This is a genomic window from Streptomyces sp. NPDC036822 (genome assembly GCF_055609145.1).
The window spans coordinates 635,543-656,178 of the sequence record NZ_JBVJPY010000003.1; the positions used below are offsets into that span (position 1 = coordinate 635,543).

Below are 20,636 nucleotides of genomic sequence, written 5' to 3' on the forward strand. Positions count from 1 at the left end.
GGCCGTTGCCGCGTGAACCAACCAGCAGAACCCCGAGCGGAAGACCGACCCGCGCGACTCACCGTCGGAGTCGTGGGAGCCGGCCGTGTGGGGCCCGCCCTCGCCGCCGCCCTGCGGCTCGCGGGGCACCGCCCCGTCGCCGTCTCCGCGGTCTCCGACGCGTCCGTGCGCCGCGCCGCGACCCTGCTTCCCGACGTTCCGATCATGGCGCCGGCCCAGGTGCTGGCCCATGCCGACCTGGTCCTGCTGACCGTTCCCGACGACGCCCTGCCCGCCCTGGTCGAGGGCCTGGCCGAGACCGGAGCCGTACGCCCCGGACAGATCCTGGTGCACACCTCCGGGCGGTACGGCGTCAAGGTCCTGGAGCCCGCCCTGCGCGCCGGCGCCCTGCCGCTCGCCCTGCACCCGGCCATGACCTTCACCGGCACCGCGGTCGACGTCCAGCGGCTGGCCGGCTGCTCCTTCGGCGTCACCGCGCCCGAGGAGCTGCGCCTGGCGGCCGAGGCCCTGGTCATCGAGATGGGCGGCGAGCCGGAATGGATCCGCGAGGAGGCCCGCCCGCTGTACCACGCGGCCCTGGCCCTCGGCGCGAACCACCTGGTCACGCTGGTCGCCCAGTCCATGGAGCTGCTCCGCACGGCCGGGGTCGCCGCCCCCGACCGGATGCTCGGCCCGCTCCTGGGCGCCGCCCTGGACAACGCCCTGCGCTCCGGCGACGCCGCCCTGACCGGCCCCGTCGCGCGCGGTGACGCCGGCACGGTCGCCGCCCACGTCGCCGAGCTGCGCAAGCACGCGCCGGGCACCGTCGCCGGCTATCTGGCGATGGCCCGCACGACCGCCGACCGGGCGCTCGCGCACGGCCTGCTCAAGCCCGAGCTGGCCGAGGATCTGCTGGGCGTGCTCGCCGAGGGGGAGTCCCGATGAGGTCCGCGTCCGTCCCGCCCGAGGAGGCCGGGGCCTCCGGCCCGTCCGGAGCGTTCGCGCCCGTGCGCACGGCGGGCGAGCTGCACGCCCTGCCCGGCCGCGGCAGGCGCGCCGTCGTCATGACGATGGGCGCCCTCCACGAAGGTCACGCCACCCTCGTCCGTACGGCCCGCGCGTGCGTCGGCCCCGACGGGTCCGTCGTCGTCACCGTCTTCGTCAACCCCCTGCAGTTCGGCGCGGGCGAGGATCTCGACCGGTACCCCCGCACGCTGGAGGCCGACCTCGCGACCGCCCGCGCGGCGGGGGCCGACGCGGTCTTCGCGCCCTCCGTCGACGAGGTGTACCCCGGCGGGGAGCCGCAGGTCCGGATCACCGCCGGCCCCATGGGGGAGCGCCTCGAAGGCGCCTCCCGCCCGGGGCACTTCGACGGCATGCTCACCGTCGTCGCCAAGCTCCTCCACCTCACCCGCCCCGACGTGGCGTTCTTCGGCCAGAAGGACGCCCAGCAGCTGGCGCTGATCCGCCGCATGGTCCGCGACCTGAACTTCCCGGTCGAGATCGTCGGCGTGCCGACCGTCCGCGAGCCCGACGGCCTCGCCCTCTCCAGCCGTAACCGCTATCTCTCCACCGCCGAGCGGCACACCGCCCTCGCCCTGTCCCGGGCGCTGTTCGCCGCGAGCGACCGGCTCGCCGCGCAGCAGGCGCTGTGCGCGCGCGCCGCCTCGCTGCCTGGTTCGGAGAGCCGGGCCGAGGCGCTGTCGCGGCTCGGCGAGGCCCGCGCCGCGGCCGACGCGCACGCCGTCGCCCAGGCGCCGGACGGCACCGGGGCCGCCGCGGTGCGGGCAGCGGCACGCTCGGTCCTCGACGACGCGGCGAAGGCCGAGCCTCCGCTCGCCCTCGACTACCTCGCTCTGATCGACCCGGCCGACTTCACCGAGGTAGCCGACGACCACGACGGCGAGGCGATCCTCGCCGTCGCCGCGCGGGTCGGCGCCACCCGGCTGATCGACAACATCCCGCTGACCTTCGGAGCCACCAAGTGACCGGAATACGGCTGCACGCGCCCGCACCCGGCTGGGCCATCGACGCCGATGTCGTCGTGGTCGGCTCCGGCGTCGCCGGACTGACCGCCGCCCTGCGCTGCACCGCCGCGGGACTGCGTACGGTCGTCGTCACCAAGGCCCGCCTGGACGACGGTTCCACCCGCTGGGCCCAGGGCGGCATCGCCGCCGCGCTCGGCGAGGGCGACACCCCCGAGCAGCACCTGGACGACACGCTCGTCGCCGGCGCCGGGCTGTGCGACGAGAAGGCCGTGCGCGCCCTCGTCACCGAGGGCCCCGACGCCGTCCGCCGGCTGATCGCCACCGGCGCCGACTTCGACAAGGACGCCGACGGGGAGATCGCCCTCACCCGCGAGGGCGGCCACCACCGGCGCCGCATCGCGCACGCCGGCGGCGACGCCACCGGCGCCGAGATCTCCCGCGCCCTGGTCGAGGCCATACGGGACCGGGCGGTGGCCACCGTCGAGCACGCCCTCGTCCTGGACCTCCTCACGGACGCCGAGGGCCGTACGGCGGGCGTGACGCTGCACGTCATGGGCGAGGGTCAGCACGACGGTGTCGGCGCGGTCCACGCCCCGGCGGTGGTGCTGGCCACCGGCGGCATGGGCCAGGTCTTCTCCGCCACCACGAACCCGGCCGTCTCCACCGGTGACGGCGTCGCGCTCGCCCTGCGGGCCGGCGCCGAGGTCTCCGACCTGGAGTTCGTGCAGTTCCACCCCACCGTGCTCTTCCTGGGCGCGGACTCCGAGGGGCAGCAGCCGCTGGTCTCCGAGGCGGTGCGCGGCGAGGGCGCCCATCTGGTCGACGCGGACGGGGTCCGCTTCATGCTCGGTCAGCACGAGCTGGCGGAGCTGGCCCCGCGCGACATCGTCGCCAAGGCGATCATGCGCCGGATGCGGGAGCGGGGCACCGAGCACATGTACCTCGACGCCCGCCACTTCGGCTCGGAGATGTGGGAGCACCGCTTCCCGACGATCCTGGCCGCCTGCCGCGCCCACGGGATCGACCCGGTCACCGAGCCGATCCCGGTCGCCCCCGCGGCGCACTACGCCTCCGGAGGCGTCCGCACCGACCTGCGGGGCAGGACGACCGTCCCCGGCCTGTACGCGTGCGGCGAGGTCGCCTGCACGGGCGTGCACGGCGCCAACCGGCTCGCCTCGAACTCGCTCCTGGAGGGGCTGGTCTTCGCCGAGCGGATCGCCGAGGACATCGCCGCCCACGCCGGGCGCGCGCCCGGCGTCCCCGCCCCCGACCCGGCGCCCGTCGTCGTGCCGCTGCTCGACCCCGCCGCCCGGACCTCCGTCCAGCGGGTCATGACGGCGGGCGCCGGCGTCCTGCGGTCCGAGGCGAGCCTGCGCGAGGCCGCGGACGCGCTCGACGCCCTGCACATCGGCGCCGTCGCCGACGGGACCGCCGACCGGAAGTCCGCCGAGCCCGGCACGGAGTCCTGGGAGACCACGAACCTTCTCGCGGTCGCGCGCTTCCTGGTCGCCGCCGCGCACCGCCGCGAGGAGACCCGCGGCTGCCACTGGCGCGAGGACCACCCCGAGCGCGACGACACGGCCTGGCGCCGTCACCTCGTCGTCCGCCTCACCCCGGAGCGGACGCTCGACGTCCGGTTCACCGACAGCCAAGACTTTCCCCCCACCGCCGCCGACGCCCCCAGGGAGCCGTAACCGTGAGCACGCCGAGCACCCCCGAAGAAGAACGCCCGCAGCCCGTGGACGTACCCCTGATCCAGATCAGCGCGCCCGCCGAGAGCGCGGGCGGCTGCGGCGAGGGATGCGGCTGCGCCGACGGCGACGAGGTGTACGAGTGCGGTCTGGACCCCGCCCTCGCCCAGCTGCTCGCCGACGCCGGTCTGGACCCCGTGCAGGTCGAGGACATCGCCCACCTGGCGATCGAGGAGGACCTCGACGGCGGCGTGGACGTGACCACGGTCGCGACCGTCCCCGAGGACGCCGTCGCCACCGCCGACTTCACCGCTCGCGAGGCCGGCGTGGTGGCCGGCCTGCGGGTCGCCGAGGCGGTCCTGTCCATCGTCTGTACGGAGACCTTCGAGGTCGAGCGGCACGTGGAGGACGGCGAGCGGGTCGAGGCCGGCCGCAAGCTCCTGTCGGTCACCACCCGCACCCGCGACCTGCTCACGGGCGAGCGCAGCGCGCTGAACATCCTGTGCCGCCTCTCCGGCATCGCCACCGCCACGCGCGCGTGGGCGGACGCCCTGGAGGGCACCAAGGCCCGGGTCCGCGACACCCGCAAGACGACGCCTGGCCTGCGCGCCCTGGAGAAGTACGCGGTGCGCTGCGGCGGCGGCGTCAACCACCGCATGTCGCTGTCGGACGCCGCCCTGGTGAAGGACAACCACGTGGTGGCCGCCGGCGGTGTGGCGCAGGCGTTCAAGGCCGTGCGGGAGCTGTTCCCCGAGCTGCCGATCGAGGTCGAGGTGGACACCCTGCCCCAGGTCCGCGAGGTCCTGGACGCGGGTGCCGACCTGATCCTGCTCGACAACTTCACCCCGGAGCAGACCGAGGAGGCCGTCGCCCTGGTCGCCGGCCGGGCCGCCCTGGAGTCCTCCGGCCGGCTCACGCTGGAGAACGCGGCGGCCTACGCCGCGACGGGCGTGGACTACCTCGCGGTGGGCGGTCTCACGCACTCGTCCCCGATCCTGGACATCGGCCTCGACCTCCGTGACGCCTCGGAGGCGGCGGTCTGATGCTTCTGACCATCGACGTCGGCAACACGCACACCGTCCTCGGGCTCTTCGACGGCGAGGAGATCGTCGAGCACTGGCGCATCTCGACGGACCCGCGCCGCACGGCCGACGAGATGGCGGTCCTCCTGCAGGGCCTGATGGGCATGCACCCGCTGCTGGGTGTGGAGCTGAGCGACGGCATCGAGGGCATCGCGATCTGCGCGACGGTCCCCTCCGTCCTGCACGAGCTGCGCGAGGTGACGCGGCGGTACTACGGCGACGTTCCCGCCGTCCTCGTGGAGCCGGGCGTCAAGACGGGCGTCCCGATCCTCACGGACAACCCCAAGGAGGTCGGCGCGGACCGCATCATCAACGCGGTCGCCGCGGTCGAGCTCTACGGCGGTCCGGCGATCGTGGTCGACTTCGGCACGGCGACGACGTACGACGCGATCACCGCGCGCGGTGAGTACGCCGGCGGCGCGATCGCGCCGGGCATCGAGATCTCGGTCGAGGCGCTGGGCGTCCGGGGCGCCCAGCTCCGCAAGATCGAGCTGGCCCGGCCGCGCAGTGTGATCGGCAAGAACACGGTCGAGGCGATGCAGTCGGGCATCGTCTTCGGCTTCGCGGGGCAGGTCGACGGCGTGGTGGCCCGGATGAAGCGGGAGATCGTGGGCCGGGGCGGCGACCCGTCGGACGTGACGGTGATCGCGACGGGCGGTCTGGCCCCGATGGTGCTGGGCGAGTCGACGGAGATCGACGAGCACGAGCCCTGGCTGACCCTGATCGGGCTCCGCCTGGTGTACGAGCGCAACGTGTCCCGGATGTAGGGCACGCGCGCCGACGGGCCGGGGGCCGGGGGAGCCCCGTCGGCACGGGGGCGGGGCGCTGCGGCGGCCGGTCGGAGGCAACGCGCCCGGGGGATGATCGGTAAACGAAATTTGTCCGATTAGCGCGTATTGTCACCTCATGCCCACGCCATACGGATCCCGCGGCGGCATGGCGTTCAGCGCGGACGAGCTGCGTGTGCTCCGCCGCGCCCTTGCCACCGCCCTCAACCCCGCCCCCCTCCAGGACGAGGACGTCCAGGACTGCCTGCGTCTCGCCGAAGCCGTGGACGACGCCGTCCGCGAGGCCGGCCGGCTGCGCGCCTTCCTCCTGGCCGACCTGGCCCGCTACCGCGAGGCCCTGCCCGGCTCGCTCCCCGGATACCTGGAGCTCCTCCAGGACGCCCTCGCCGCGGGCTACGACCCCGCCGTCGACGATCTCGCCGCCCTGCGCGCGCTGCGGGCCAACCCCCGCGCCGCGGTGCTCCTGGATCGCTGCCAGGTTCTCGCGGAACGCTCCGTACGCGCCCGCCTGGCCCGGGTCACGCAGACGGCCGTGGCCACCACCCCCCGCCCGCGCGTCCGGCTGCTCGCCCTGCCCGGCGGCCGCGCCGCCGACGAGCCCAAGCCGGAGCCCACGCCCCCGCCCGCAGAGCGCCCCGTCCCCAAGCCCTCCGAGGTCTTCCCGCCGCGCCGGCGCCCCGTCCCCCCGCCCCCGCCCGAGGAACGCGCCGCCGGCTAGCTACCCTGGACGCCATGGACTACGTATCCGCGCTCGTGCCCCCGGTCGTGATGGCCGCGTTCTTCATCGCTCTCGTGGTCACCATCGTCAAGAGCCAGGGCGGCCCGAACAAGGCCAAGGAGGACGCGGCCGTGGACGCCGCCCTCGCCCGCGCCGAGGCCGCCCGCCAGGCGGACGGCCCCGCCGCCTAGCCCCCGCGCGGTCGCGTGACCCCGTTTCCGTAGCCCGCGCCACCGAGGACGTACGCCCGCTTTAGCGGCGTACGTCCTTTTTGTTGCGTTTCCTACGTCAATAACCGGCCCTTCCCGCCTCGCCCACTATGGTGGCGATGTGCCCCGTCAATTGGGAGAGCTCGAAGACGCCGTCATGACACGCGTCTGGCAATGGAACCGCCCGGTGACCGTCCGGGAAGTACTGGAGGATCTCCAGCAGGAACGGTCCATCGCCTACACCACCGTCATGACCGTAATGGACAATCTCCATCAGAAGGGCTGGGTGCGGAGGGAAGTCGAGGGCCGCGCCTATCGATATACCGCCGTCTCCACCCGCGCCGCCTACTCCGCCGCCCTCATGAACGAGGCCTGGTCCCAGAGCGACAACCCGGCCGCCGCCCTGGTCGCCTTCTTCGGGATGATGTCGTCCGAACAACGCGACGCGCTCAACGACGCCATCCGCGTCGTCGGCTACAACAGCGCCGACGCGCCGCCCGCACCGGCCGAGGGTGCCGACGGGACCGAGGCCCCGGGGCGATAACGTCCCCCCATGCCGTCGTCCCGCGCCTCCGCGCCCCTCTCGAAAGCCGTCACCGTACGCAGGGCCCGCACCAGCGACGTCGCCGCGGTCCGCCGCCTCGTCGATCCGTACGTCGGCCGGGGCATCCTGCTCGACAAAGCGACCGTGACGCTTTACGAGGACATCCAGGAGTTCTGGGTCGCCGAACGCGACGAGGACGCGGTCGTCGTCGGATGCGGCGCACTCCACGTCATGTGGGAAGACCTCGCCGAAGTGCGTACTCTCGCCGTCGATCCCGAGTTCAAGGGCGCCGGCGTCGGACATCACGTGCTCGACAAGTTGTTGCACACCGCCCGATGGCTCGGGGTGCGCCGCGTATTCTGCCTGACCTTCGAAGTCGACTTCTTCGCGAAGCACGGCTTCGTCGAGATCGGCGAGACTCCGGTCGACGGAGATGTCTACAGCGAGCTCCTGCGTTCCTATGACGAGGGTGTCGCCGAGTTCCTGGGTCTCGAACGAGTGAAGCCGAACACCTTGGGCAACAGCCGGATGCTTCTGCACCTGTGACCGTAACGGCCAACCGGATCCCTATGTCCGAATCGCGCACGTTTCCCGCGTTCCCGGGCTTCTGAACCTCTGCCAGGGGTTTGTGTTTTTCCGGGAAAAGCGGTTTCCTTTCCGCGTACTGCATTTTCGATGAAAGGAAATCCGGTGGCACAGAAGGTTCAGGTCCTTCTTGTCGATGACCTCGACGGTGTCGAGGCGGACGAGACCGTGACGTTCGCGCTGGACGGCAAGACCTACGAGATCGACCTCACCACCGCCAACGCGGACAAGCTCCGTGGCCTGCTCGAGCCGTACACGAAGAGCGGCCGGCGTACCGGTGGCCGCAGTGCCGGCACGCGCGGCAAGGGCCGGGTCGCCGCCGGCGGAAGCCCGGACACCGCGAAGATCCGCGCGTGGGCGAAGGAGAACGGCTACAACGTGAACGACCGCGGCCGGGTGCCCGCGGAGATCAAGGCGGCCTACGAGGACGCGAACCGCTGACCCGTCAGCTGCCTGGACGCCTGGCCACGCGTCCGGGCGCCCAGCAGCCGCGCCCGGTGGCACTCCCCGGCCGCGGCGGCCACGAGCCGTACGAGACAGGGGGCGCCCGCATCGCCCCGCACGGCGGTCTGCAGGGCCGGCAGCGAGGATTCCACCTCGCGGCCGGGCTCGGGAGCCCGCAGCCACACAGCGGCGCCCGGCGCGCCGGAACCGCTCCATCCAGGGGGGATGGGGGCGGTCATCCGGCCGCCCGCGCCCAGCATCGCGAGATCCAGCGTGATGCCGCCCCACTCCAGCCAGTCGAGCAGTCCGGGAAGCTCCTCCGCGCTTCCCGGGGCGACCAGTAGCCGCATCCTGCGCCCCATGAGGGCCACCGGCCCCACGGCGCCACCCATCCTTCGCAGCACCTCACGACCGGCCACGGCGGGCATTTCCAGGACGTCGAAGCGCAGCCCCGTCACCAGCTGCACCGGCGGGCCCTCGACGGTCGCCCAGCCGAGCTCGTGCGCGTACCACCGCGCGGGGCCGTCTTCGAGCGGCGAGCGGGGAAGCGGGACGGTGAAGGCCATGCCCGGGGAACTCCCGCCGGGAGCCGTTGGTTACGCCCGAAGCTGACACAGCGTTCCCGAACCACTGCGCGGAGTGTCCCTGATGGGGGCGTACGGGTGCATTCGAGAGCGCAAGGGTGTTCGCCCGTAGCGGAGGGAACCGGGGTGTGCTGCATGGAGTGTCAGTGCTTACGGGTAAGACATTCCTAGTGGGGAGGGGCGACTCGCGGGCTTTGGCGTCTCACGTTCGCCATCGGCGTACAGAAGCCGGGGCTAACAGCTTGGCCTGCGGGAACATCGTCTCGCACCATCGGGTTGGAGCATTTGTCGGCTGTTCGGCAGCAGGTCTCCCCGCCAGAGAGGGGGTGATCCGGACGGATGTCGGCAGTTGGAATGAGCGGTCCCCGCTTGCGGGACTAAGCTGCGGAAGGACAGGGAGGGGATCGACCCCTAACTGACTGACCGCTCTGAGGAGCGATTAACGATGTTCGAGAGGTTCACCGACCGCGCGCGGCGGGTTGTCGTCCTGGCTCAGGAAGAAGCCCGGATGCTCAACCACAACTACATCGGCACCGAGCACATCCTCCTGGGCCTTATCCACGAGGGTGAGGGTGTCGCCGCTAAGGCCCTGGAGAGCCTCGGGATTTCGCTCGAGGCGGTCCGCCAGCAGGTTGAGGAGATCATCGGTCAGGGGCAGCAGGCCCCGTCCGGGCACATCCCCTTCACCCCGCGTGCCAAGAAGGTCCTGGAGCTTTCGCTCCGCGAGGCCCTCCAGCTCGGCCACAACTACATCGGCACCGAGCACATCCTGCTCGGCCTGATCCGCGAGGGCGAGGGCGTCGCCGCCCAGGTCCTCGTGAAGCTGGGCGCCGATCTCAACCGGGTGCGGCAGCAGGTCATCCAGCTGCTCTCCGGATACCAGGGCAAGGAAGCCGCCACGGCCGGCGGTCCTGCCGAGGGCACCCCCTCGACGTCCCTGGTCCTCGACCAGTTCGGCCGGAACCTCACCCAGGCCGCTCGCGAGTCCAAGCTCGACCCCGTCATCGGGCGCGAGAAGGAGATCGAGCGGGTCATGCAGGTGCTGTCCCGCCGCACGAAGAACAACCCGGTCCTCATCGGCGAGCCCGGCGTCGGCAAGACCGCCGTCGTCGAGGGCCTGGCGCAGGCCATCGTCAAGGGCGAGGTGCCCGAGACCCTCAAGGACAAGCACCTCTACACCCTCGACCTCGGCGCGCTGGTCGCCGGTTCCCGCTACCGCGGTGACTTCGAGGAGCGCCTGAAGAAGGTCCTCAAGGAGATCCGCACCCGCGGCGACATCATCCTGTTCATCGACGAGCTCCACACCCTCGTGGGTGCGGGCGCCGCCGAGGGCGCGATCGACGCCGCCAGCATCCTCAAGCCGATGCTGGCCCGCGGTGAGCTGCAGACCATCGGTGCCACCACGCTCGACGAGTACCGCAAGTACCTGGAGAAGGACGCCGCCCTCGAGCGCCGCTTCCAGCCCATCCAGGTCGCCGAGCCGTCGCTGCCGCACACGATCGAGATCCTCAAGGGTCTGCGCGACCGGTACGAGGCCCACCACCGGGTCTCCATCACCGACGAGGCCCTCGTCCAGGCCGCGACCCTGGCCGACCGGTACATCTCGGACCGCTTCCTGCCGGACAAGGCGATCGACCTGATCGACGAGGCCGGCTCCCGGATGCGCATCCGCCGGATGACCGCGCCGCCGGACCTCCGCGAGTTCGACGAGAAGATCGCCGGTGTCCGCCGGGACAAGGAGTCCGCGATCGACTCCCAGGACTTCGAGAAGGCGGCGTCTCTCCGCGACAAGGAGAAGCAGCTGCTGGCGGCGAAGGCCAAGCGGGAGAAGGAGTGGAAGGCCGGCGACATGGACGTCGTCGCCGAGGTCGACGGCGAGCTGATCGCCGAGGTCCTCGCGACCGCCACCGGCATCCCGGTCTTCAAGCTGACCGAGGAGGAGTCCTCGCGTCTGCTCCGTATGGAGGACGAGCTCCACAAGCGCGTCATCGGCCAGATCGACGCCGTCCGTGGTCTGTCGAAGGCGATCCGCCGTACGCGTGCCGGTCTGAAGGACCCGAAGCGCCCCGGTGGCTCGTTCATCTTCGCCGGCCCGTCCGGTGTCGGTAAGACCGAGCTGTCCAAGGCGCTCGCCGAATTCCTCTTCGGCGACGAGGACGCGATGATCTCCCTCGACATGTCGGAGTTCAGCGAGAAGCACACGGTCTCCCGTCTCTTCGGTTCTCCCCCCGGATACGTGGGCTACGAAGAGGGCGGTCAGCTCACCGAGAAGGTGCGCCGCAAGCCGTTCTCCGTCGTCCTCTTCGACGAGGTCGAGAAGGCCCACCCCGATATCTTCAATTCTCTTCTCCAGATCCTGGAGGACGGTCGACTGACCGACTCCCAGGGCCGGGTCGTGGACTTCAAGAACACGGTCATCATCATGACGACCAACCTCGGGACCCGGGACATCTCGAAGGGCTTCAACCTCGGCTTCGCGGCCCAGGGCGACACGAAGTCCAACTACGAGCGGATGAAGGCGAAGGTCAGCGACGAGCTGAAGCAGCACTTCCGCCCGGAGTTCCTGAACCGTGTGGACGACGTCATCGTCTTCCCGCAGCTCACCCAGGACGACATCCTCCAGATCGTCGACCTGATGATCGGCCGGGTGGACGAGCGCCTCAAGGACCGGGACATGGGCCTCGAGCTCTCCCAGTCCGCGAAGGAGCTGCTCGCCAAGAAGGGTTACGACCCCGTTCTGGGCGCCCGGCCGCTGCGCCGGACGATCCAGCGCGAGATCGAGGACACGCTCTCGGAGAAGATCCTCTTCGGCGAGCTGCGCCCCGGTCACATCGTGGTCGTGGACACCGAGGGCGAGGGTGAGGAGAAGAAGTTCACCTTCCGCGGCGAGGAGAAGTCGGCTCTGCCCGACGTCCCCCCGATCGAGCAGGCGACCGGCGGAGCCGGCCCCAACCTCTCGAAGGACGCGTGACGCCGCACTGAGCGGCTGAAGGGGCGGCCCCGGACTCGCAGGAGTCCGGGGCCGCCCCTTTTCCGTGTCCGGGCCCGCCCCCTGGCGCGGACGTCTCCGGTCAGGTCACGTCCGGACCTCCCCGGTCAGGTCACGTCCGGACGTCGACGGTGGCGGGGAGGCGCTCGGCTCCGGTGATCGGGACGTGGGAGGCCAGCACGGACGCGAGGCCGGTCACGCCCGCGAGGGGCGCGAGGTCCTGCGCGGGACCGTGCGGATCGATCCCGATGAGGTGCAGGTGGCGGAGGCCGGGGAAGGTCCGGGCGACCAGGTCGCCGAGCCGCACGCTCCGGCTGTGGTTGTCGACGAGCACGTAGAGGGAGTCGACGCCGGGGACGCGGACCGTGTCCGGGCAGCTGGCGGGTGTGGCCCCCTCCAGGAAGAGACTCCGCAGGCCGCCCAGGGCCGCGATGCCGCTCCAGTCGTCCCCGGTCAGTCCTCCGACGGGGCCGAGGATGAGCACCTCCAGCTGGGCGAAGGCGCTCAGGATCCCCAGTCCCCGCGGGGGGCGGGAGTCCAGGCGGAGGGAGCGGAGCCGGTCCTTGCCGGGTATCGATTCCAGGGCCCAGCCCATGCCGGCCCCTAGCGCGAGGATCCTCGCCTCCGCGAGGAGCGGGGCCAGCTGGGCCACGCCGTGATCGGAGAGGGCGGGCCGCAGATCGAGTGACTGCGGTCGCAGCCCCAGGCGCACGAGTTCGGCGGCCTGCGCGTCGGAGCGGACCGTGAAGTCGAGCCCGGTCGGATCGAGTCCGGCGATGATCTCCTCGCCGTACGCCGCCGGGTCGAACCGGGACCACCCCCACACGAGCTGGGAGCGGACGCGCAGTTCCGGACGGCGGGTGAACCGCCTCAGGTAGGGCAGCGCGGCCTCGTGGGTGACGTGGGTCGCCGTGGTCACCGCCATCAGGGCCGCCTCCTCGTCCAGGCCCTCCGGTCCCGGGAGTAAGTCGAGCACCGCCCGTCCCACCGATGCCAGCTCCCGCGCCTCTCCCACGTCGCGGGGCGGGATCACCTCGGCCGTGCGCGCCAGAATCCGTTCTCGGACGTCCGGCGACACCTCCGTCGCCTCCTCCAGGGCCGTCGCCGCCACGACGAGGATGCGGAGCTGGGTGCGGCGGTCCTCCGCCGCGTCGGCCGCCTTCAGCAACTCGGTGAAGATCTCCTCGCCTTCGCGCGGGCGGGCGTGGCCGACCGCCATGCGGACGACGTCCTCCCACTGGTCGTCCGCCGCGTGCCGGACCAGCACACCGATGTCCCAGCGGTCGACGAGGGCCTTCGCCGCCAGATAGTCCTGGAAGGTGCGGTGCACGAAGTCGACCGTGTCCGCGGTCGGTTCACGCAGGAGGCCGCTGCGGTGGAGGAGGTGGGTGAAGACCGCGCCCGGCTCGTACCCGGCCGCCTCGGTGACGGCCGGCACCGCCTCCTGCACGACCGACTCCGCGAGCGAGCGGTCCATCGTCGTCCGGCCGTTCAAGGTCAGCCAGTACGCGATCCGCTGGATCAGCTGGATCTGAGGGGCCTCGCCGAGCTCGATCCCGTACGGCGCCCCCATGTCCCGCTCGCGGTCCCGTCGGGTGAGGAGCATCGACAGGGCGGCGTCGTACAGCGCCTTGCGGCCGCGCGGCAGAAAGCCCCGGCGGTTGCGGTGCAGGGCGCAGATCAGGCCACACATCAAGGGGTTCGTGGCGAGCTGGGCGACCTCGGCGGTGGTGCGCAGGGCGTCGAGGAGGGGCCGTTCGTACGGTGCGGCCGTCGGCCCGGCCGCCTTGTGCCAGCGTTGGACGAACGCCGAGACCTCGGCGGTGGACATCGGCGCGAGAGTGAGCTCGGCGAAGCCGTCGGAGGCCAGCCAGTCGTCGCGTACGGCGGTGGGGCGCGAGGTCACGAGCCAGCGGTTGCCGCCGTAGGAGTCGAGAAGGTCGCGGAGCCAGCGACGGGCGCGCTCGCGCTCGACCTCGGGGATCTCGTCGATGCCGTCGACGAGGACCAAGCCGCGGCCGGCGGCGAGGACCCGGTCGGCCCAGCCCTCGGGAGGGGTGAGCGGGCAGCCGGCGGCGGCGAGGAAGCGGTCGGGGTTCGGGAGCCGCTCGCCATGGCGGGTGAGGGTCCGCAGCGGGAGGACGAAGGGGATCCGGTCACGGAGGTACGCCATGTCGTGCGCGAGGTCCTCGCGGGTCGCCGATACGGCGAGCCACTGGACGAGCGTCGTCTTGCCGGAGCCCGCCAGGCCGCGGAGCAGCACCTTGTCCTGCCGGGCGAGGGCCTGGTCGGCGCGGCCACCCGCCGCGTGGGCGTCGAAGGCGCGGTGCTGATCGGGAGGCAGCGCGGGCAGAGCGCCCTCGGGACCGGAATCCGGGTACGCCCGGTGGCGGATGCGTCCGGCCTCGGCCCACGGGCCGGCGTGGGCACCGGACCGGCTCCCCCGGCGCGGGGCGGTCGCTTCCTGGGGCCATGTGCGGTCCATCGCCGCCGTCGCCTCCAGTGACAGGTACGCGACGTCCAGAGGCCACTTCTCCGGCGCGTCCTCCAGGTCCACCCCGTAGATCGTGACGCTGCCGTGCTTCTTCGCCACATACGACAGATAGCGCCGCTCGAACTCGGTGTCCTGCCCGTCCGCCCTCGGTGTACGGGTGATCAGCGTGTCCACCTTGGCCGTCAGCTCGGCCTGGCCCCGCGTCTGCTCCACCAGCGTCCGCGCGACGAAGGTGGTGCGCTGGGTGAAGAACTCCAGGATGTGCAGGCAGGCCCACTCGGTGAGCGAGCCGAGGAAGAGGACGGAGTCCGTCGAAAGGCCGTCGGGGGCGGGTGCCGCGGCGCGCAGGCGGCGGGCCAGGTCGCGGTGGCCGAGGCGGACGGCCTGGACGTCGTCCATGTCGAGGTCGCCCAGGGCCAGGAGCGTGCCGGCCAGGGTGTCGGCGACGGCCTCGGCCTCGTCGGCGGGGAAGGGGGGCTCACCGGGGCCGGTGCGTGCCCGCTCGACCAGGGTGGCCGCCAGGGTGCGGACCTCCTTGTCCGTGAGCGTGCGCTGCTCGCCGCGGAAGGAGACCAGGCGGGAGAGGCGGATGCGACGGGCGGTGCCGGTCAGGCCCGCGCCGGGGCCGTCCTGGACCAGGAGTTTCCTGAGCAGCGGTCCGATCACGCCGGAGGCGAGCCGTGTGCCGATGAGTGCTGGTTCCACTTCCGTCCCCCGATGCAGCCGCGCCCCGAACCGTGCCGTCAGCGTAGTCAGGGACGGGCCCCGGAGGCCCTCGGTTGCGTGACCCAGGTCGCAATGCGGGGGCGGCCGCCGTGACAAGGCGCACAGGCGATTTCGGGTGTACTAGCCGGAATAGTGATGACGTTTGCGGTCGATTCGGGACGTTCAGGGGCGGGGGCGCGGGACTTTCGTCCTGCTGTGTCCCGAACCGTACGAGATATGGCCTCTCGGGCCCTGGGGGACAGGTCGGACGTGCGGGTAAACAGCTTCGCTTGGGCAGGTTTGTCCGTTTTTCGAGAGGGGTCCTCCAGGTCGTCAAGACCTGAACTTCCCCGGAGATCGCTACGACGACATGTCGTAGATGGGGGGTTTGAGCCGGGATGGGCGTCCGGGTTACCAAGGTGGAGCAAGCCCGGCGCACCCCCCGCATCGGGTCCCGCTCAACCCGGAGGTTTTCCCCCGTATGTCGAAGCGCGTTATGAACCCCGCCGCCCGCGTCACCGCCGTTGCTCTCGCCACCGCGGGTCTGGGAGCGTCGCTGGTGGCCGGAGCAGGGTCCGCCTTCGCCGCCGAGGGCAAGGCCACCATCGCGTCCGTCGCCGCGACCGGTGCGTCCGCTGCCGTCGCCGCGCAGGCCGACGCTCAGGCCCAGGCCGCCGCCCATGCCGCCGCTGTGAAGAAGGCGGCCACCGAGGCCGCCGCCGCCAAGCAGACCGCCGCCAAGGCCGCCGCCGTGAAGAAGGCGGCTCCGAAGGCCGCCAAGAAGAACGCCGCCTGGGTCAAGCCGGTCAGCTCCTACACCCTGACCGCCAGCTTCGCCCAGGGCGGGGCCATGTGGTCCCACAAGCACTCCGGCCAGGACTTCGCCGTGCCGGTCGGCACCGCGGTCAAGGCCGCCGGCGCCGGCACCGTCGTGAAGGCCGGCCCGAACGGCGGCGGTGACGGCCCGGCGTATGGCAACGCCATCGTCGTCAAGCACGCCAACGGCAAGTACTCGCAGTACGCCCACCTGTCGAAGATCAACGTCGGCATCGGCCAGAAGGTCGCCGCCGGCCAGAAGATCGCGCTGTCGGGCAACACCGGAAACTCCTCCGGCCCGCACCTGCACTTCGAGATCCGCACGACCCCGAACTACGGCTCCGCCCTCAACCCGTCCGCGTTCCTGCGTTCGGTCGGCGTCACCCTCTGACCGGTTCGGACCGGCCGGGACTCCACCGACCGCCCTACGGGGCGCGGTGTGCCTGAGCGATGAGATCGAGGGCGACCTCGAGGACGGCTTCGTGCTTCTCCTCGGGGTCGCCCTCGACGTTCTGCATGAAGAACATCCCGGCGTGCATGGTGAACATCGCGCTGACGCAGCGCACCCGGTCGGTCATGGAGAAGTCCGGCTCCTGGATCAGCCCGGTCAGTTCGAGCATGCGCTCCTTGAAGGTCAGGCCGATGCTCAGCTCCCGCACGGTGGCCTGGTTCTCCTGCATGAAGCGGAACAGCGGCGCCGCCCCGACCAGCGCCTCCTGGTAGCGGCGCAGGATCTCCTGCTTCGTCTCCAGCGTGCGCGGCTGCTCCCGCGCCCAGTCGATCAGCTCGTCCATGGGCCGCGTGAGGTCGTGGAAGATGCCGATGATGATGTCTTCCTTGGTCTTGAAGTGGTAGTACAGCGCCGCCTTCGTGACCTCCAGCCGCTCCGCGATCTCGCGCAGCGAGGTCTTCTCGTATCCCTGCTCGGCGAAGAGTTCGAGAGCGACGTCCTGGATGCGCTGGCGGGTGTTGCCTCTGGCCATGGTCTGCTCGCTCCCACCGACTTTTACTTACTTGACGCCCGGCTAGTGACGGGTCTACCTTCCAAGTCTAGTAACTAGCCGGGCGGCAAGTAAGCGCCCGGGCGGGTGTACGGAACGGACCGGGGAGACGGGGACATGGCGACGACCGAGACAGGCGGCATACCGGCGGAGGGGGCCGCGCCACCGGCGGACGAGAAGACGGGGCGGCAGCGCAGCGTGCGCGTCGTCCTGCTCGCCCTCATGATCGCGATGCTGCTCGCGATGCTGGACAACATGATCATCGGCACCGCCATGCCGACGATCGTCGGCGAACTGGGCGGCCTGGAGCACCTGTCCTGGGTCGTCACCGCCTACACCCTGGCGACGGCCGCCTCCACGCCCATCTGGGGCAAGCTCGGCGACATGTTCGGCCGCAAGGGCACCTTCCTGATCTCGATCGTGATCTTCCTGATCGGCTCGGCGCTCAGCGGCATGGCCCAGGACATGGGCCAGCTCATCGGCTTCCGCGCGGTCCAGGGCCTGGGCGCCGGCGGTCTGATGGTCGGCGTCATGGCGATCATCGGCGACCTGATCCCGCCCCGCGAGCGCGGCAAGTACCAGGGCATGATGGCGGGCGTGATGGCCCTCGCCATGATCGGCGGACCGCTCGTCGGCGGCACCATCACGGACCACTGGGGCTGGCGCTGGTCCTTCTACATCAACCTGCCGCTGGGCGTCGTCGCCCTCGCCATGGTCACCGCCGTCCTGCACCTGCCGAAGAAGAAGCGCGACCGCTCCACCCGGATCGACTTCCTCGGCGCCGGACTGCTGACCGTCGGCATCACCGCGATCGTCCTCGTCACCACCTGGGGCGGTACGGAGTACGCCTGGGGCTCCGCCACCATCGTCGGACTCTCGGTCGGCGGTGTCGCCGCGCTCGCCGCGTTCCTGTGGGCCGAGACCCGCGCGGCCGACCCGATCATGCCGCTGCACATCTTCCGCAACGGCAACTTCACCCTCATGTCGGTGATCGGCTTCCTCACCGGCTTCGTGATGTTCGGCGCGGTCCTCTTCCTGCCGCTGTTCCAGCAGTCCGTGCAGGGCGCCTCCGCCACCAACTCCGGCCTGCTGCTCCTGCCGATGCTGCTGGCGATGATGGTCGTCTCGCTGGTCTCCGGCCGCATCACCACCAACAGCGGCAAGTACAAGATCTTCCCGATCATCGGTACGGCGCTGATGGTCCTCGGCCTGTTCCTGCTCGCCCAGATGGACACCGGCACCTCCCGGCTCACCTCGGGCGTCTTCATGGCCGTGCTCGGCGCGGGCATGGGGTTCCTGATGCAGATCACCATGCTCGTCGCGCAGAACAGCGTCGAGATGAAGGACATGGGCGTCGCCTCCTCCGCGACCACCCTCTTCCGGACCCTCGGCTCCTCCTTCGGCGTCGCGATCATGGGCGCGCTCTTCACGAGCCGCGTCCAGGACGAGATGGCGGCCCGCGGCGGCTCGGAGCTGACCCAGCGGTCGGCCCAGCTCGACGCGGCCTCGCTCGCGAAGCTGCCGGAAGCGCTGCGCGAGGCGTACCAGCACGCGGTGGCCGCGGGCACCCACTCCGCCTTCCTGGTCGGAGCGGCGGTCGCGGTGAGCGGCTTCGTCCTCTCCTTCTTCGTCAAGGAGGTGGCACTGCGCGGCGCCGGCCCGGAGCGCAAGCCCGCCGCCGCCGAGGGCGACGCCCCGAAGGTCGCCGAGACGGTCTGACCGGCACGGAGACACTCCCCTACGGGATACGGAAGCGGCCCCGGCGTTCTCGCCGGGGCCGCTTCGCCGTGCCGAAGAAGGCCGGGGACCCAGGACACGGGGCCCGTCAGGGGCAGGGCCGCCGGGAGCCGGGGCGTCGAGGGACAGGGCCGTCGGGAGCCGGGGCGTCGACGCGCTCCGAGGCCGTGCCCTCAGTCCGGGAAGCTGATCATCGGGAAGCTGCCGGTGTTGGTCGGCGCGTGGTCCGGGAGCCAGAGCACCGCGATCGCGCCGCCCGCCCCCTCGGGGGTGCCCTCCGGGGCCGCGTTGCGGAAGGTCAGCCGCGCGCCCAGCACCCTGGCCTGTCCCGCCGCGATCGTCAGCCCGAGCCCGTGCCCCTGCCCGGCGCGGTCGCTCGCACCCGTACGGAACCGGCTCGGGCCCTCGCGCAGCAGCGCCTCCGGGAAGCCGGGGCCGTGATCCCGTACCCGTACCACCCGGCCCTCGACCGTGACCTCGACGCCCGGCTTGCCGTGCTTGGCCGCGTTGGCGAGGAGATTGCCCAGGATCCGCTCCAGCCGCCGCGGGTCGGTGCTGACCCAGGACTCGTGGACCACGTGCACGGCCACCGCCGGGTCGAGCGCCCGCACCCGCCGCTCGACGAACTCGCCGAGCGCGATCTCCTGGAGTTCGGCCCGCTCCGACGCGCTGTCCAGCCGGGCGACCTCCAGCACGTCCTCGACCAGGGTCCGCATCGCCTGCGCCCGGTCCCGTACCAGCTCGGTCGGACGCCCCGGCGGCAGCAGCTCGGCCGCGGTCAGCAGTCCGGTCACCGGGGTGCGCAGTTCGTGCGCGATGTCCGCCGTGACCCGGCGCTCGGCCTCGATCCGCTCCTGGAGCGCGTCGGTCAGGGCGTCGACCGCCCGGGCGAGCTCGTCCGTCTCGTCGCGCACCACGCCGCCGATGGCATGGCGTACCCGTACGTCCGTGTTGCCCTGGGCGACCTTGCCGGCGGCCGCGGCCGCCTTGCGCAGCCGGCGCGAGAGCTGGCCGCCGATGAGCACACCGAGCGCGCAGCCTCCGACGACCACCGACACCGAGCCGATGATCAGGGCGCGGTCGAGGTCCTTCATGATCGCCGCGCTGCGGTCGGCGAACGGGATGTGCAGCGACAGCACGTCGCCGTTGGCGAGCGGCACGGCCGCCCACACGTCGGGCGGACCACCGTGGCGGTGCTCCTGGACGAAGGTGCCGCGCCGCCTGTCCCGCATCAGCTGGTCGAGCTGCGGCGGCAGCATCGGGTCGTTGATCTTGGTGCCGAAGCGCGGTTCCTTCGGCTTGGAGCCCTCGTACATGCGCTGCGCGAAGAGCAGCCGCTCCATCTGCACCTCGCGCGCGTTGTCGAGCATCGAGACGCGGGCCGAGTTGTGGACGACCAGGCTGAGGGTGACCGCGATGAGCGCGCCCACGGCGGCGATGGCGACGGAGATCTTCCAGCGGACCCCCGTACGCAGGGCGACCCGCCTCATCGCTCGGACCTCATCGCCTGGACCTCACTGCTCGGACCCCACCCCTGGACCGCATCGCCCGGTCCGCGTTCCCCGCTCGTCATCCCTTGAGCTTGTAGCCGAAGCCGCGGACCGTCTCGATCCGGTCCTGGCCGATCTTGGTGCGCAGTCGCTGGACGTGCACGTCCACCACCCGGGTGTCGCCGCCCCAGCCGTAGTCCCACACCCGCTCCAGGAGCTTGTCCCGGGACAACACCGTGCCAGGGGCGGAGGAGAACTCCAGCAGCAGCCGCATCTCGGTGGGGGTCAGCGACACCGGCGCCCCGCCCCTGAGGACCTCCATGCCGTCGGTGTCGACCTCCAGGTCGCCGAAGACGAGGACCCCGCCCCCGGCCCCGTCGGTCCGCCCCGCCTCGCCGGTGGCGAGACCGCCCGCGTGCCCGAAACGGCGGAGCACCGCGCGGATGCGCGCCACCAGCACGGACCCGTCGAAGGGCTTGGTGACGTAGTCGTCCGCCCCGGCCTCCAGGCCCAGCACCACGTCGATCGAGTCGGCCCGCGCGGACAGCATGATCACCGGCACAGTCGACTCGTCACGGATCCGCCGGCACAGGCTGACGCCGTCCATCCCCGGCAGCATCACGTCGAGCAGCGCGATGTCGGGCCGGTCGGCCCGGAACGCGTCGAGACCGGACAGCCCGTCCGGCATGGCGGTCACCGTGAAGCCGTCCCGCTCCAGCGCGAGCTGGGTCGCCTCGCGGATGACGTCGTCGTCCTCGACGAACAGCACGTGGGTCTCTGCCATCGCGTGCC

At 71.7% G+C, this 20,636-nt stretch carries 18 protein-coding genes; 13 read left to right on the forward strand and 5 right to left on the reverse strand.

The window, feature by feature from the left end:
• Window positions 1-12 precede the first annotated feature (12 nt).
• From ACZ68P_RS10405 to ACZ68P_RS10450, 10 genes are all read left to right on the forward strand, one after another.
• Entirely contained in the window at window positions 13-924 is a 912-nt protein-coding gene (locus tag ACZ68P_RS10405) for a Rossmann-like and DUF2520 domain-containing protein (RefSeq protein WP_471004814.1), read from the forward strand.
• 119 nt (window positions 925-1,043) lie between these two features.
• Window positions 1,044-1,967 carry a pantoate--beta-alanine ligase gene (gene panC / locus ACZ68P_RS10410; protein ID WP_471004941.1) on the forward strand — a complete coding sequence of 308 codons (924 nt, stop codon included), beginning with the start codon at window positions 1,044-1,046 and terminating at the stop codon, window positions 1,965-1,967.
• Window positions 1,964-3,661, forward strand: coding sequence for an L-aspartate oxidase (locus ACZ68P_RS10415; RefSeq protein WP_471004816.1), 1,698 nt, complete (start codon window positions 1,964-1,966; stop codon window positions 3,659-3,661). Before panC ends, ACZ68P_RS10415 begins: the two co-directional genes overlap by 4 nt.
• 2 nt (window positions 3,662-3,663) lie before the next feature.
• On the forward strand, window positions 3,664-4,701 hold the full coding sequence (gene nadC / locus ACZ68P_RS10420; RefSeq protein ID WP_471004818.1) for a carboxylating nicotinate-nucleotide diphosphorylase: 1,038 nt from the start codon (window positions 3,664-3,666) through the stop codon (window positions 4,699-4,701).
• Window positions 4,701-5,507, forward strand: a complete 807-nt coding sequence (locus ACZ68P_RS10425) for a type III pantothenate kinase (protein WP_471004820.1) — start codon at window positions 4,701-4,703, stop codon at window positions 5,505-5,507. The genes nadC and ACZ68P_RS10425 overlap by 1 nt, the downstream gene beginning before the upstream one ends.
• A gap of 169 nt (window positions 5,508-5,676) precedes the next feature.
• Window positions 5,677-6,246 (forward strand): hypothetical protein, encoded by a 570-nt coding sequence (locus ACZ68P_RS10430; protein WP_471004943.1) that lies wholly within the window; start codon window positions 5,677-5,679, stop codon window positions 6,244-6,246.
• A 14-nt stretch (window positions 6,247-6,260) separates the two neighbouring features.
• Window positions 6,261-6,437, forward strand: coding sequence for a hypothetical protein (locus tag ACZ68P_RS10435; RefSeq protein ID WP_471004822.1), 177 nt, complete (start codon window positions 6,261-6,263; stop codon window positions 6,435-6,437).
• Window positions 6,438-6,576: 139 nt separating this feature from the next.
• Window positions 6,577-6,999 carry a BlaI/MecI/CopY family transcriptional regulator gene (locus ACZ68P_RS10440; RefSeq protein WP_471004824.1) on the forward strand — a complete coding sequence of 141 codons (423 nt, stop codon included), beginning with the start codon at window positions 6,577-6,579 and terminating at the stop codon, window positions 6,997-6,999.
• Between the two features lie 9 nt (window positions 7,000-7,008).
• Entirely contained in the window at window positions 7,009-7,545 is a 537-nt protein-coding gene (locus tag ACZ68P_RS10445; RefSeq protein ID WP_471004826.1) for an amino-acid N-acetyltransferase, read from the forward strand.
• A gap of 144 nt (window positions 7,546-7,689) precedes the next feature.
• On the forward strand, window positions 7,690-8,025 hold the full coding sequence (locus ACZ68P_RS10450; RefSeq protein ID WP_147979058.1) for a histone-like nucleoid-structuring protein Lsr2: 336 nt from the start codon (window positions 7,690-7,692) through the stop codon (window positions 8,023-8,025).
• On the opposite strand, the gene ACZ68P_RS10455 is transcribed toward ACZ68P_RS10450, so the two are convergent.
• Window positions 8,004-8,594, reverse strand: coding sequence for an SCO3374 family protein (locus ACZ68P_RS10455; RefSeq protein WP_471004828.1), 591 nt, complete (start codon window positions 8,592-8,594; stop codon window positions 8,004-8,006). The two genes, ACZ68P_RS10450 and ACZ68P_RS10455, sit on opposite strands and share 22 nt — an antisense overlap.
• Before the next feature lie 463 nt (window positions 8,595-9,057).
• Between ACZ68P_RS10455 and ACZ68P_RS10460 the strand changes: the two genes are divergently transcribed.
• A complete protein-coding gene (locus tag ACZ68P_RS10460) occupies window positions 9,058-11,583 on the forward strand; it encodes an ATP-dependent Clp protease ATP-binding subunit (RefSeq protein ID WP_365712632.1) in 2,526 nt (841 codons plus the stop codon).
• Window positions 11,584-11,713: 130 nt separating this feature from the next.
• Here ACZ68P_RS10460 and ACZ68P_RS10465 read toward each other — a convergent pair whose 3' ends face one another.
• A complete protein-coding gene (locus ACZ68P_RS10465; RefSeq protein ID WP_471004830.1) occupies window positions 11,714-14,800 on the reverse strand; it encodes an NACHT domain-containing protein in 3,087 nt (1,028 codons plus the stop codon).
• Window positions 14,801-15,281: 481 nt separating this feature from the next.
• Here ACZ68P_RS10465 and ACZ68P_RS10470 point away from each other — a divergent pair, with 481 nt between their 5' ends.
• Window positions 15,282-16,007 carry a M23 family metallopeptidase gene (locus ACZ68P_RS10470; RefSeq protein ID WP_471004832.1) on the forward strand — a complete coding sequence of 242 codons (726 nt, stop codon included), beginning with the start codon at window positions 15,282-15,284 and terminating at the stop codon, window positions 16,005-16,007.
• 34 nt (window positions 16,008-16,041) lie between these two features.
• On the opposite strand, the gene ACZ68P_RS10475 is transcribed toward ACZ68P_RS10470, so the two are convergent.
• Window positions 16,042-16,599 (reverse strand): TetR/AcrR family transcriptional regulator, encoded by a 558-nt coding sequence (locus tag ACZ68P_RS10475; RefSeq protein ID WP_471004834.1) that lies wholly within the window; start codon window positions 16,597-16,599, stop codon window positions 16,042-16,044.
• A gap of 135 nt (window positions 16,600-16,734) precedes the next feature.
• Here ACZ68P_RS10475 and ACZ68P_RS10480 point away from each other — a divergent pair, with 135 nt between their 5' ends.
• On the forward strand, window positions 16,735-18,336 hold the full coding sequence (locus ACZ68P_RS10480) for an MDR family MFS transporter (RefSeq protein ID WP_471004836.1): 1,602 nt from the start codon (window positions 16,735-16,737) through the stop codon (window positions 18,334-18,336).
• Between the two features lie 191 nt (window positions 18,337-18,527).
• Here the strand turns inward: ACZ68P_RS10480 and cseC are convergent, their stop codons facing one another.
• Entirely contained in the window at window positions 18,528-19,844 is a 1,317-nt protein-coding gene (gene cseC, locus ACZ68P_RS10485; RefSeq protein ID WP_471004838.1) for a two-component system sensor histidine kinase CseC, read from the reverse strand.
• 79 nt (window positions 19,845-19,923) lie between these two features.
• Window positions 19,924-20,628: a two-component system response regulator CseB gene (gene cseB, locus ACZ68P_RS10490; RefSeq protein WP_471004840.1), complete on the reverse strand. Its 705-nt coding sequence runs from the start codon at window positions 20,626-20,628 to the stop codon at window positions 19,924-19,926.
• Between the last annotated feature and the right edge of the window lie 8 nt (window positions 20,629-20,636).